Source organism: Amycolatopsis minnesotensis, from assembly GCF_039529815.1.
Lineage (GTDB): Bacteria > Actinomycetota > Actinomycetes > Mycobacteriales > Pseudonocardiaceae > Amycolatopsis > Amycolatopsis minnesotensis.
Window position 1 is genome coordinate 170,438 of sequence record NZ_BAAANN010000004.1, and the last position, 11,542, is coordinate 181,979.

Genomic DNA, 11,542 nt, shown 5'->3' on the forward strand with positions numbered 1-11,542 from the left:
GCCCTTTCCCGTACCCGGCCCGGAGTGCGTTTAGCGGGCTAAACGTAGAAGTGAGCATAGCTAAGTAAGTGCCCGGCCTGGGGCTCCCGCAGGGCCTGTGCTCAGGCGGCCGGGGCGGGTTCGGGCACCGTGGCCCGAGGGCGCCTGCGCTTGGGGAGGTAGGTCGCCCTGGCCAGCCGGTACCCGATCGCCAGTGACAGCGCCCCGAGCAGCGCCATGAAGACCGCGACGTCCGTGGCCTCGATCAGGGGGTTCCAGGGCAACGGCCCGAGCGAGATGTCGACGACGTCGCCGCTCGCTGGATTCCCGCTCAGCGAAGACCAGCGGAGGTCGTTGACGTAGTGGGTGACTCCGTCGCGGTCGTAGTGGCCGTCGACGAGGTGCTGCTCGCGGTTCGGTGAGGGAGCGGTCGCGCGGTCGACCACGAGGTCCACCTGCGGGGCGACGCCGATGACTGCCAGAGCACCGTTCCCGGCGAGCGAGAGCCCCACCGCGGCGAGCGCGACCACGACCAGCGTCCGGGCCGTCAGGGACAGGGCGGACAGCGGCTGCAGGCGCGCCGCGCGCCGCCGGGCGTTCACCGGTGCCGTCACCGAGTTCCCGGGCAGCGGTTCCGCGGCGTCCGGCGCGGTGTCGCGCAGCGCGATGAACTGTTCGGTGAACGCGGCTTCTTCGGCGGCGCCGGATCCGGTACGCCACGCTTCGGGCGGCACGGTCGCCGCGAGTTCGGCCAGTCGTGCGGCATTCCCGGCCAGCTTGTCCTCGGTGAGCGGACCGGATTGGGTCGTCCACAGCGAGCCGTGGTGGAAGGCGACTTCCCGGACCCGGAACCACGGCTCGTCCATGAGCAGCGCGCGCGTTTTCGCGCTCAGCACCGCCCGGGCGAACGCCGGATCGGTCGTGCGCACCGAAAACCGCTTGGTGAACGCGTCGTCGAGTTCGAAGTTCTCGAGGGAAAGATCGGGCGTCGGCGCGCCGACGGTGTTCCGCGTGATCCGCAGGTCTTCGAACGGATGGATCTCGCCGGGCTCCAGCCCGCCGAACTTCTCGTGTTGTTCCGCCGTGGAGCGAGCCTGGATCAGCACGGTGGGCACGCGCGGCGTCCTCACCTGCACCAGATTGTAGGTGCTGTCGACCGCATCGGCGGCGCGCGCGGCCGCGCCGGGTTTGCCACCGTCGAAACCGTCGAGGGGAATGCCGTCGGTGGTGCGGTACTGGATACCCACTACCCGGTATCCGCGGAGGTCGAATTCGATTGCTGCCCGGAAACCGGCGTCGGGATCAGTGCTGTCGACGGGGCGTCCCCGCCGGTAGAGGATGCCGAAAGTCGGCCGCTCCGGTTCGGCGTCATCGGAGAAGTAGGTGCCGTGGTTGTCCGCGACGACCCTCGACATCCAGGTGCGCTGACGTCGCTTGAACCACCAGCCGAGCACGGCCGCGAACGCGGGAAGCGCCCACCAGAGCGTGGACGGGATGCTGCTGGACGTTCCCCAGTCGAGCCACCATTGCGTGGTTTCCGCCGCCACGGCCGCGGCGAGCGAATACAGCACCAGGGCCGGTGCGCGCCCCCGGCCCGTGACCCCGGTCCGCCCCTCCAGCCATCGGGCGATGTACACCGAAACGGCGGCGACGGCGTACCCGCCGAGAATGAGCCACGGGCCGAGCAGAGCAAGGTCCACTAGTCGTCCATGTCGAGTTTCTGGCGGGTTTCGTCCGCGTCCTGGCCCCCGCCGATATCACCCTGCTTGCCCCTGGTTCGCTGGGTTTCGAGGTTGTCGGCGGTTTTCCCGAGCATATCGATGGCCGCCTTGTCCTGGTAGGCGCTGCCCTTTCCGAGGTCTTTCGGGTTGACGCCGACCGTCTGCTTGAGCACCTGCCCCGGCACGCCCTTCGCCACGTCCACCAGCGCGTCGCCGGTCGCGGAAAGGCGGCTGCCGGTGGCCTTGGCCATCGCGCCGCCGACGGCCTTCTCCATGCCGGGGGTGACACGGCCCGCCTTGGACAGCTTCGCACCCTGCTTGATCAGGTCGTCGGTCCACTTGGCCAGGAAGCCCATGAACTTTTCCAGCAGCTCGCCCAGTTTCCCGAGGTGCTTGGTGATCTTGCTGAACGCGCTCGCGGCCTTCGCGATCGACGCGGTCATGGCGGCGGCGACCGAGGAGCCGAGGCTGACGATCGACGCGGCCAGCGCGGGCAGCCAGATGTAGATCAGCGTGCTGACGAGCTCCGAGATGATCGCCTTGACGACCTCCTCGATGACGGTCATGACCATCGACCACATCGTGAGGGTCTCGGCGACCGAGCCCGCGCTGGACCCGATTCCCTTGATACCGACCGCGAAATCGCCGAGCGCGTTGCGCGCGGCCTCGCCCGCGTCGCCCTGCCAGTCCTTGACCGCCTTGTCGCCCGTCGCCACGAAGTCGTCAGCGAGCGCGACGAAGCCCTTGCCGATGCTTTCGAAGTTCGTCGAGGCGGTTTTCAGCGCCGGGCCGTCACCGGTCACGAAGTGCAGGGCGTCCTGCAGCGGCTGGACCAGTTCGAGCAGGATGTTCAGCCCGTTGCTGACCAGCCAGCCGACCGGGTCGAGCACGAAGCTCGCCATGTCCATGCCCGCGCCCGCGACGAATCCCGCGCCGTCGGTGACCAGCTGCGCGCTCGCGTTGGCGAGGTCGCCCGCGTTCTCGGCATCACCGAACTTCTTGGTGGCGTCCGCGATCGTGCTGTAACCCTTGCCGATGACCGGCGCCTTCTTCAGCGCGTTCTCGGCGTCCTTCCCGAAGCTTTCGTCGTAGCCGTCGACCTTGACACCGGCCGCGACGCTGGGCTTTTCGTCAGCCATGACGCCTCCCGTCAGCGTGGTCCGTCGATTTCGGCCTTGTACTTGCCCAGCATCAGCGCGGCGTCGTTGTCGTTGCCGTCGTAGATCTCGGCCGCCTTGGTCAGCTTGGCGGAGAACGCGTCGACGCCGCTCTTCATGGCTTCGAGCAGATCCCGCAGCTCGCTCAGCTTGCCGGTGTAGGTTTCCTTGACCGCGAGCCCGATCAGGCCCCAGGACTTGTCTGTGACGTCGGCCTGGTCGACGAGCTTGCCGAACTTCTCGGCTTCGCCGTGGTAGTAGCCGAGGTCCTGCGAGTACTTCTTCAGCGCCGCCGTGTCGACGGCGTGACTCTGCTGTCCGGTGCCGGGGCCGCTCATCGGTGGCCGCCCTGGTCGTGCTGGTCGTCCTGGTCGTCGAACAGGGAGCTGAGGAACTGGTCGCCTGCCGAGCCGCTGCTGGGCGGTGGCGGCGCGGGCTTCGGGGGCCCGTCCGAACCGAAGACCGAACTCTGGCTGAAGTCCTCGTCGCTGGTCGTCGCTTCGCGCTTCTTCGGGCGCAGCTCGTCGACCGTGGTGCCCAACGCCTCGGCCTGCGCTTCGAGCACCCTGTCCTGTGCGCTCAGGTCGCCGAACGCGCCGCTGCCGAGATGCGCGTCGACGAGACCGGCTTGCTGATAGGCGGCGTCGGCGACAGCCTGCCGCAGGGTGGTCATGATCGTGGCCGACAGGGCCCCCGGCTCCTGCCGGAGCGCCTCCGCGGTGAGCCGGATGTCCTTGACCGAGCCGCCGGGGCCCGCGACCACCGTGACCGAGCCGTCCGGCGACGCGGCGCGCGATTCCAGCGCGGTCAGCTCGGTCTGCATCTGTTCGACGTTCGAGAACCGGGTCTCGGCCTGTTTGACCTTCGCTTGGACCTTCTCGAACTCGGCCTTGAGGGCCTCCAGTTCTGCGGACACGGCGCCAGCCCCTCACCTCTGGTCGAAGATCCAGCCAATGGCGTCCAAGTATGCCGCCTCCGCGCCGAATGAGCGCGCTATCACCCGCCACCCGGCATACCCGAATTCTGTTCACTTAGGGGCCTGGCCTGCATTTAGCGGGCTAAACGTCCCCGGCGACCCGGCATGGGCGGGGGCAGGGGCGCAGGGGCCCGCGCCGTACGGGGAAGTCGAAGTAGGTGTCCGGGCAGGGCTCGTTCTTCAGGGTGTAGCCCTTCAGCGAATAGCCGTGCACCGGCCTGCCGGTGAAGTTGTGTGTCGTCGAGTACCGGATGTCCTGCCGGATCGTCGGGTCCACGTCGCGCAGTGCCACGAACGTCGACGGCGCGGGCCGGTTCGCCGTCGCCGCGCTCACCGTGACGGTGGCCAGGACGCCCAGCACGGCAAGCGCGCGAGCGGCGCGCGTCTTGGCGGCCCGCCGGGCGCGCCGGAAGAACGTTCAGCCCGCTGAAAGCAGGTCAAGCGCACCCTCGATAGTCGGGGCGACGGAGGGATGAGTTCCCGAGGTTTTGTAACGAGTTGGTCACGGGTTGAGCGGGGCCGAATGGCGGAGCGGGTTGGTTCGTAACGGCCAGTGACAACTGCTCGTGGTTTGTTGTCACCTGGTGGGAAATTACCCAGATGAGCGATCCGAACCAAGGGCATACCCGGCAAATCGGGCACTCAGGTTACTCCGTTCGGGGGTGTCTCAGTCTTTGATCTCAAGATTGACGCCATTCACACTTCACGCGACTATTTCGCCCATGTCCGCACGCGTTGCCCTCGTTTGGCGCCTCCACGTTGACTTGCGTCAGCAAGCCAGCGCGCTGTGTATGACTTTCTGATCTTCCTTCCGAAGAACGCGCGCCCGTCACCGTAGCGGCGCCGTATCTCCCTGCTGTGCAACGAAACCTGGCGTTGCGCAAGTCTTTCCCCGTCGTGCGCCGGAAACGGTCCACGTCCTTTTCGGGGAGAGCCGTGCCCTTTTCCTGTGAAGGCGCGCGGGGTTATTTCTCCTGAAACCACCGGAGTACGAATGTTATCGAACTCGCCGCTCAGGCGAAAAATACCGTGGCGAAAAGCGCTGATCGGCGGACTGGCGTCGGTGCTCGCCGCCGGTGCCGTCACCTACACCGGTTCCACCACCAACGCCTACGCCGACGTCCAGGTGTCCATGGACGCCAAGACGGCGGCCGACGGCAAGCAGTACTGGGTGCAGAACCACCTGGTGCCGAAGGACGTCGCGCAGAGCAAGGCGGACACCGGCGGCAAGCGGAAGAAGTGGCTCCTGGTCTGGGCCGGTGACGAAAACATCGCCGACACCCTGGTCAAGGACGTCAAGAACCTGCCGGGCTCGCTCGGCGGCGGGCTCGGCAAGATCCGCAACGCGCTGCCCGGCCCGGACTTCCTCGCCGTCATCGACGCGACGGAGGGGTCGCCGACCTACGGCAAGGTGGTCAACACCGCCACGGTCGGCCCGCTGGTGGAGAACGAGCCGCACCACATGCAGTACGTGTGGCACAAGGGCGACACCATCTACGCGGGCGCGCTCTTCGCCGCGGCCACCTACGCGTTCGACGTCAGCGCGCTGCCGCAGCTGAAGCTGAAGGGCGTGAGCCTGCCGACGCAGACGCTCGGCGGCTCCGTGCCCGACGCGTACTGGACGCTCAAGGACGGCACCTCGTACGGCACCTACATGGGTGGCCCGGTCGTGCCGGGGCCCTACCGGTACGACAACGGCCAGGTCGTGGTCGGCAACGGTTTCGCGGGCAGCCCCGGCGAGGTCGTGCACTTCGACAAGGAGGGCAAGGTCCTCTCGCAGAACCCGGCGGCCACCCCGCAGGGCGACAACCAGAAGCTGTGCGACAACCTCCCGCAGCTCGGGGCGCCGACCTGCGCGAACCCGCACGGCATCCAGGCCCGCGAGGACCTGAACACGCTGGTCACCAGCGACTACGCCGAACCGAGAAACATCATCCTCGACCCGGTGAAGCAGCCGTCGCCGTACCTGCGCCGCCCGACGGTGCGGACCTACGACATTTCCGACCGCAACCACCCGAAGCTCAAGACGGTGTCGTACCTGCCGGACGGCCCCCGCGCCGATCCGAAGGACCCGCTGCACTCGGAAAGCCGTGCGGTGATGGAAACCACGGTGACCAACCTGCCCGGCCACAAGGGCGCGTTCGCCCAGACCATGCAGGGCGGCGCGGTGTACTACACGCCGGACATCACCGCGCGCGAGCCGCACTGGCGCGAGGTGTTCGACGACGGGTCGGCCAACAAGGCGATCTACGAAAAGAACGACGCGAACGGCGCCAGCTCGAACGGTGGCTGGATCCAGACGAGCCCGGACGACAAGTACCTGTACCGGGCGATCGTGGGCAGGCAGAAGGGCACCCTCGGGCCGGACGACCCCGGTACCACCGGTGGCGTCTACGTGCTGGACATCCAGAAGCTGCTCGCCGCGGGCCCCGGCTACCAGGGCTCGATCGACACGAAGGAAAAGGCGCGGCACGGCGGTGGCGGCGTGCTGCCGACCGTCGTCGGGGCGGCCCCGATCAACGCCGGCGTGCCGGGTGCGGGCCCGCACTGGGGCGCCTACGACAACTTCGCGCTCGGTGCGGACGGCTTCTACCGCGAGACGGACCAGCCGCAGCACCTGGCGGTGTCGAACTACTTCGTCGCGAGGTCGGGGCTCGACGGTGACCACAAGGTCAACCTGCTGAACCTCGGCAAGGACGGGAAGGTCGCGGTGGACCAGAACTTCCGCGACGAGTTCACCGGGCAGGTCGGGATCAACTTCAACCGGAAGTCCTGGCCGCACGGCGATTTCGGCAACGCCAAACCGCACTCAGAACTGTTCGTGGTGGCGGACGCGGACTTGAAGTAGCCGGCACGGGCGGGGGCGGCGAACACCGTCCCCGCCCGTCTCCAGGAAGGCTCCACAATGGACCAAATGGACCAAATGGACCAAATGGACCACGGTGCCCAGCTGGGCACCGGATCCGCCGGTATCGACGCCGTGGCGTTGCTCCTGCGCCTCGTGCTGCTCTTCGGCAGCGCGGTGGTGGCGGGGGTCGGCTTGCTGCGGCCACTGGTCGGCGCTGTCGGGCGGCGGCTCACCGTGGTCGTCGCCGCGCTGGCCGGGATTTCCGCGGTGCTCGCGATCGTCTCGATCCTCACGGTCGGCGCGAACGTCGTCGGCGCGGTCGTGCACGCGGCACTCGCCGTCGCGATCGCGGGCCTGCTGCCGAAACCGGGCGCGGCGCGCTGGCCGGCCGCGGCGCTGGTCGTGCTCGTCGTGATCGAGACGGCGCTCGGCAGCTCCGGCATCGACTTCGCGGTGGACACGGTGTTCGTCGCGGGCGCCACCGTGTGGCTCGGGATCACCGCGCTGTCGCTCGGGGTGGCACCGCAGGAGTGGCGCGGCTCGTCGCTGCGCCTCGGGCCGCTGGCGATCACGCTCGGCGGGCTGCTCGTGCTCGCCGGTGGAACGCAGCTCGCGTTGTCCGGCATCGGATTCGACCGCAGGCTCTACGGCAGCGCGTTCGGCGTCGCACTGCTCGCGATCCTCGTGCTGGCGCTCGTGGCGACGGTCGTCGCGGCCGTTCCGCGCGCCGACCCCGGCCGGACCTACCGGTTCGGCGCCGCCGCGATCGCGATCGGCTTCCTCGCCTGGAGCGCGCTCGCGGCGATCCCGAAGCCGCCGGAGCTGCCGGTGCCGGGGGTCCCGCTGCTCGCCTCGGTTTCGGTGGCGGACCAGGACGTCCCCGTGCTCGTCAGCCCGCAACGCCCTGGCCGGAACCTGGTGCACGTCCCCGCGACGGCCGGCGAAGTCTCGGTCGCCGTCGAAGGCGGACAGGCCGTGCGGGCGACCGCGCGACCCGGCGCCGAGGGCAGCTGGGCCGAAGTGGACCTGCCCGACGGCCGCAGCGACCTGGTTCTCACCAAGGACGATTCGCCCGCGAAAGTCGAGGTCGACGCGGGCACCGCCGAGGGGGCCGCGAGCGCGGCGGGCAGCGACGGCCCGGAATGCGCGGCGGCCGCGCTCGGCGGGCTGCTCAACAACCGGCGCACGCTGCTCACCGCCTGCCCGTCGGACGCGCTCAGCGACGACGACGCGGACGCGCTCCGCAAGCTCGTGGGGTTCCTCGCCGAGCGGCGGGCCCCCGTCATCGACCTGGTCGCCGACGAAACCGCGCGCGGTGCCGCGGCGGCGAAGGTCGTCCGCGAAGCGGCGGCGCGGAAGAACATCCCGGTGGCGCCGGGGCAGAGCCCGGACGGCGCGCTCGTGGTCGTGTCCGGGTGGGACCTCGGCTACCGGACCATGCGGGACGCGGCGACGGCGCAACGGGAAAAGCCGGCTTACGGCTACGGCCTCTACGCGGCGCCGTGGCTGCTGCACGGCCCGATCGTGAACCTGGTGGCCAGCTCGTCGATCCCGCTGCGGTTCGACCCGCGCGAACAGCTCGCGGTGAGCTACGCGGTGACCGTCGGGAACGGCTTCGGCGGCGAGAGCCCGTCGGTCGCGGGATTCCGGAACTGGCTCGGCGACCAATGGCGCTCGGTCAGCGGCGAGGTGCAGATCTTCGCCTCGGCACAGGTGAACGCGATGCCGATGTACCCGAACGAACCGCATCCGCCCGGAATGGTGATGGCCCGCGACTACCGCGGGCAGTGGGTGCCCGAAGGAACTGTCGTCCCGGTGAGCGTCCCGCTCAAATCATGACTTCCGCTCGTCCGGTCGAGTGGAAAACCGTAGTCCACGGAATGAGGGAGAAGAAATCGTGAAGAGAATTGCCGTACGTGCTGCCGTGACGGTCGCCGCGGCCGCCGCGTTCGCGGGCGTCGCGGGCGGGGTCGCGGACGCGGCGCCGTCGCACGCCCAGGAGGGGACCCCCATCTGGCTGCTGCCAGGTGTCGACGTCGGACCGCTGCTCGACCCGGCGATCCTCGCGCCGGCGAACCTGCTCGCCCCGGTGTACGGGCTGATCACCCTGATCGGCGGATAGCTTGTAGAGAACCAAAAACCGCTCCCGCGCTGTCCGGTCAGCGCGGGAGCGGTTCGTCGTGCGCTCAGTAGCCGGTCGGGTTCGGCAGGAGCTTGCCCGGTGCCTGCACGACCGACTGGATCAGGCCGAGCACCGGCACGCCGAGCGGTGCGAACGTCCAGACGTTGTTCAGCCCGCTGGTGTCCGGCTCGTCGACGATCACCGGGCCAGGGGTTTCCGATGCCAATGCCGGAGCGGCCGCGCCGACGATCGCCGCGCCCGCGAGCGTAGCCGCGACCACGCCCCTGACAAGAGTTTTCCGCATACCAGTGACACCCTTCGGATAGGTATTCTGCTGCCGCGAAAATCATCGCACGAAATAGCGGGTGGTTCCGATTCCGCCCACGTGGTGGGAACTTATCTCCGGTATCGCCAGGTGTGCGGCGGAAGCGCGTTCACGAAATCGATGAGGAACCCGGCCCTGTCCGGAATTTCGGCGGGGACGAGCTTGCGGTCGCCCTTCGTGAGCGCGACCGAGTTGAGCAGTGCGAACGAACCCGGCGTGCGGGGGTCGTCCAGCAGCCGTCGCAGCAGGGGAGCGCCGAGCACGCCGCGCGCGAAGCCGGGGTGCTCGCAGTAGACGGTGAACCTGGCGTCGAACTCGGGGTGCCCGGTGCGGACCGTGCCGGGTGCCTCGTACGCCGCGGCATCGGTGCGGATCGACCCCAGCATGCTCTTCAGGCCGGTGTCGAAGGTCAGTGCGGGCACGGGCGGCGTCCAGACCTGCACCATGTGACTGCGGCTCGTGCCCGGCGTGCCGTCCTCGCCGGCGGGGCGGTACTCGAACGCCAGCACCGCGTGGCCGCCGACGCGCAGTTCGAGCGCGTGGTCGTACGGCGGGGCCTGCTCGGTGAGATGCGCGAAGGTGGTCCGCTGCTTGGCGTTGGGGAAATACCCGAAGCTCGGGGCGCTGCCGTCGCCGGGGAGGTGGAGCGCCGCGCCGTGCCGGCGGGCCCACTGCCCCGGAGTCAGTTCGCGCCCACCGCGCCGCCCGGCCACGCCCAGGATCCTACGGTGCGGGATCCCCCAGGTCGCCGTCTCCGCCGGAAGGCCGCTCGCGACGTTTAGCCCGCTAAACGCAGCTCAGGACCCCGGGGCCCGGGTCGCAGGGGAGTACCGGGAATGGGTAGTCTGTCCGGTTCGTCCCTGGGCGGGGGTGGGCGTTTCGGGCGGGGGCGCCCGTGCTCGGTACCGTGCGTCCCGGTCGCACCAGGCGAAGAGGAGGAGGCATGGTGGGCACTGAGCAGAACGAGCAGGAGCCGGTCAGCACGGGCCGCAGGGCGGCGCCGGAAGGCGCCGAGAGGCACCCGCTGATCGACCTCTCCCGTGACCCGAACCCGGGGAAGCCGGATCACGCCAAGCCGGACGAGGACTGACCGGCGGGGGAATGCTTCCGGCGGCCCGGGTGTTGTGACACCCGGGCCGTCTCATTGCCGCCATCGGGCCGGGCGAGCCGCTAGACTGGGTGATCGGCCGTGTTGCCACCCCCGATTTGGCCGCCCGTGAGAGGGCCGGGTATCTTTGACGACCGTGCCCGGCAGGCGTCGGGCCGCTCCGTATGCCATCAGGTATCGACGGGCTCCTCTGGTGCCCGGTGGACCAGCGAGGCGAACCGGGGCGAGCACAAGGCAGTTCCACGGAAACCCCGATGGGAAGTTACGGATCGGAAGATCCTGACGCGGGCAGACACGCCCGACCGCGTGGACCGGGGAGACGGCATAGGGGCGCTGTTCACGCAGGTGGAGAGCTCTCCACTGAACAGCGCAGAAGAAGACGTAAGCAAGATCGCGACAGAAAGCTGGTCCATTGCCCACGATCCAGCAGCTGGTCCGCAAGGGCCGCCAGGACAAGGCTGCCAAGCAGAAGACCGCGGCCCTCAAGGGGAGCCCGCAGCGGCGTGGCGTGTGCACTCGCGTGTACACCACGACCCCCAAGAAGCCGAACTCGGCGCTGCGCAAGGTCGCGCGTGTGAAGCTGACCAGCGGCATCGAGGTCACCGCCTACATCCCCGGTGAGGGCCACAACCTGCAGGAGCACTCGATGGTGCTCGTGCGCGGTGGTCGTGTGAAGGACCTGCCGGGTGTTCGGTACAAGATCATCCGCGGTTCGCTCGACACCCAGGGTGTGAAGAACCGCAAGCAGGCGCGCAGCCGGTACGGCGCGAAGAAGGAGAAGAGCTAATGCCCCGCAAGGGTCCGGCCCCGAAGCGGCCGCTGATCTCCGACCCCGTCTACGCCTCGCCGCTGGTCACCCAGCTGGTGAACAAGGTGCTCAAGGACGGGAAGCGGTCACTGGCCGAGCGCATCGTCTACGGCGCGCTCGAAGGCGCTCGCGAGAAGACCGGCACCGACCCGGTCGTCACGCTGAAGCGCGCGCTCGACAACGTGAAGCCCTCCATCGAGGTGAAGAGCCGCCGCGTCGGTGGCGCCACCTACCAGGTGCCGATCGAGGTCAAGCCCGGCCGCTCGACGACCCTTGCGCTGCGCTGGCTCGTGTCGTTCTCCGCGGCCCGCCGCGAGAAGACGATGATCGAGCGGCTGCAGAACGAGCTGCTCGACGCGAGCAACGGACTCGGGGCCAGCGTGAAGCGCCGCGAGGACACCCACAAGATGGCCGAGTCCAACAAGGCCTTCGCGCACTACCGCTGGTGAATCACGCCCGGCTGTCGACCAAAAGCCAGGCCGGGCCCCACGCTTGAGA

Annotated in this window: 13 protein-coding genes; 6 read left to right on the forward strand and 7 right to left on the reverse strand. The window is 69.0% G+C overall.

Translation table 11 applies throughout. The features are described 5' to 3' along the window. Nucleotides 1-101 precede the first annotated feature (101 nt). The 5 genes from ABD256_RS06405 to ABD256_RS06425 all read right to left on the reverse strand — a co-directional run bounded on the left by ABD256_RS06405 (nucleotide 102) and on the right by ABD256_RS06425 (nucleotide 4,194). Nucleotides 102-1,679 carry a hypothetical protein gene (locus ABD256_RS06405; RefSeq protein WP_344414485.1) on the reverse strand — a complete coding sequence of 526 codons (1,578 nt, stop codon included), beginning with the start codon at nucleotides 1,677-1,679 and terminating at the stop codon, nucleotides 102-104. Next, on the reverse strand, nucleotides 1,679-2,839 hold the full coding sequence (locus ABD256_RS06410) for a hypothetical protein (RefSeq protein ID WP_344414487.1): 1,161 nt from the start codon (nucleotides 2,837-2,839) through the stop codon (nucleotides 1,679-1,681). Before ABD256_RS06410 ends, ABD256_RS06405 begins: the two co-directional genes overlap by 1 nt. Nucleotides 2,840-2,850: 11 nt before the next feature. Further along, the gene (locus ABD256_RS06415) at nucleotides 2,851-3,195 is read right to left on the reverse strand and encodes a type VII secretion target (RefSeq protein WP_344414489.1); all 345 of its coding nucleotides are present in this window, start codon (nucleotides 3,193-3,195) and stop codon (nucleotides 2,851-2,853) included. Next, a complete protein-coding gene (locus tag ABD256_RS06420) occupies nucleotides 3,192-3,773 on the reverse strand; it encodes a YbaB/EbfC family nucleoid-associated protein (RefSeq protein ID WP_344414491.1) in 582 nt (193 codons plus the stop codon). Before ABD256_RS06420 ends, ABD256_RS06415 begins: the two co-directional genes overlap by 4 nt. Before the next feature lie 142 nt (nucleotides 3,774-3,915). Beyond that, a complete protein-coding gene (locus ABD256_RS06425) occupies nucleotides 3,916-4,194 on the reverse strand; it encodes a hypothetical protein (RefSeq protein WP_344414493.1) in 279 nt (92 codons plus the stop codon). Nucleotides 4,195-4,827: 633 nt separating this feature from the next. On the opposite strand from ABD256_RS06425, the gene ABD256_RS06430 reads away from it, so the two are divergent. The 3 genes from ABD256_RS06430 to ABD256_RS06440 all read left to right on the forward strand — a co-directional run bounded on the left by ABD256_RS06430 (nucleotide 4,828) and on the right by ABD256_RS06440 (nucleotide 8,803). Next, on the forward strand, nucleotides 4,828-6,681 hold the full coding sequence (locus ABD256_RS06430) for a hypothetical protein (RefSeq protein WP_344414496.1): 1,854 nt from the start codon (nucleotides 4,828-4,830) through the stop codon (nucleotides 6,679-6,681). A gap of 66 nt (nucleotides 6,682-6,747) precedes the next feature. Next, a complete protein-coding gene (locus ABD256_RS06435; protein WP_344414498.1) occupies nucleotides 6,748-8,520 on the forward strand; it encodes a hypothetical protein in 1,773 nt (590 codons plus the stop codon). A 58-nt stretch (nucleotides 8,521-8,578) separates the two neighbouring features. Beyond that, nucleotides 8,579-8,803, forward strand: a complete 225-nt coding sequence (locus tag ABD256_RS06440; protein WP_344414501.1) for a hypothetical protein — start codon at nucleotides 8,579-8,581, stop codon at nucleotides 8,801-8,803. Between the two features lie 64 nt (nucleotides 8,804-8,867). Here the strand turns inward: ABD256_RS06440 and ABD256_RS06445 are convergent, their stop codons facing one another. Together ABD256_RS06445 and ABD256_RS06450 are read right to left on the reverse strand one after the other, a co-directional pair. Further along, complete coding sequence (locus ABD256_RS06445) at nucleotides 8,868-9,107, reverse strand: hypothetical protein (protein WP_344414503.1); 240 nt, start codon at nucleotides 9,105-9,107, stop codon at nucleotides 8,868-8,870. Between the two features lie 92 nt (nucleotides 9,108-9,199). Then, a complete protein-coding gene (locus tag ABD256_RS06450) occupies nucleotides 9,200-9,841 on the reverse strand; it encodes a hypothetical protein (protein WP_344414505.1) in 642 nt (213 codons plus the stop codon). Between the two features lie 230 nt (nucleotides 9,842-10,071). On the opposite strand from ABD256_RS06450, the gene ABD256_RS06455 reads away from it, so the two are divergent. The 3 genes from ABD256_RS06455 to rpsG all read left to right on the forward strand — a co-directional run bounded on the left by ABD256_RS06455 (nucleotide 10,072) and on the right by rpsG (nucleotide 11,493). Next, complete coding sequence (locus ABD256_RS06455; protein WP_344414507.1) at nucleotides 10,072-10,218, forward strand: hypothetical protein; 147 nt, start codon at nucleotides 10,072-10,074, stop codon at nucleotides 10,216-10,218. A 430-nt stretch (nucleotides 10,219-10,648) separates the two neighbouring features. Continuing rightward, nucleotides 10,649-11,023 (forward strand): 30S ribosomal protein S12, encoded by a 375-nt coding sequence (rpsL, locus tag ABD256_RS06460; protein ID WP_003102113.1) that lies wholly within the window; start codon nucleotides 10,649-10,651, stop codon nucleotides 11,021-11,023. Further along, nucleotides 11,023-11,493, forward strand: coding sequence for a 30S ribosomal protein S7 (gene rpsG / locus ABD256_RS06465; protein ID WP_344414509.1), 471 nt, complete (start codon nucleotides 11,023-11,025; stop codon nucleotides 11,491-11,493). Before rpsL ends, rpsG begins: the two co-directional genes overlap by 1 nt. Nucleotides 11,494-11,542: the final 49 nt, after the last annotated feature.

Coding starts and splice junctions, on each gene's coding strand:
- ABD256_RS06410 (WP_344414487.1), bottom strand. CDS start 2,839: ATGGCTGACGAAAAGCCCAGCGTCGCGGCCGGTGTCAAGGTCGACGGC.
- ABD256_RS06415 (WP_344414489.1), bottom strand. CDS start 3,195: ATGAGCGGCCCCGGCACCGGACAGCAGAGTCACGCCGTCGACACGGCG.
- ABD256_RS06430 (WP_344414496.1), top strand. CDS start 4,828: ATGTTATCGAACTCGCCGCTCAGGCGAAAAATACCGTGGCGAAAAGCG.
- ABD256_RS06435 (WP_344414498.1), top strand. CDS start 6,748: ATGGACCAAATGGACCAAATGGACCACGGTGCCCAGCTGGGCACCGGA.
- ABD256_RS06445 (WP_344414503.1), bottom strand. CDS start 9,107: ATGCGGAAAACTCTTGTCAGGGGCGTGGTCGCGGCTACGCTCGCGGGC.
- ABD256_RS06455 (WP_344414507.1), top strand. CDS start 10,072: ATGGTGGGCACTGAGCAGAACGAGCAGGAGCCGGTCAGCACGGGCCGC.
- rpsG (WP_344414509.1), top strand. CDS start 11,023: ATGCCCCGCAAGGGTCCGGCCCCGAAGCGGCCGCTGATCTCCGACCCC.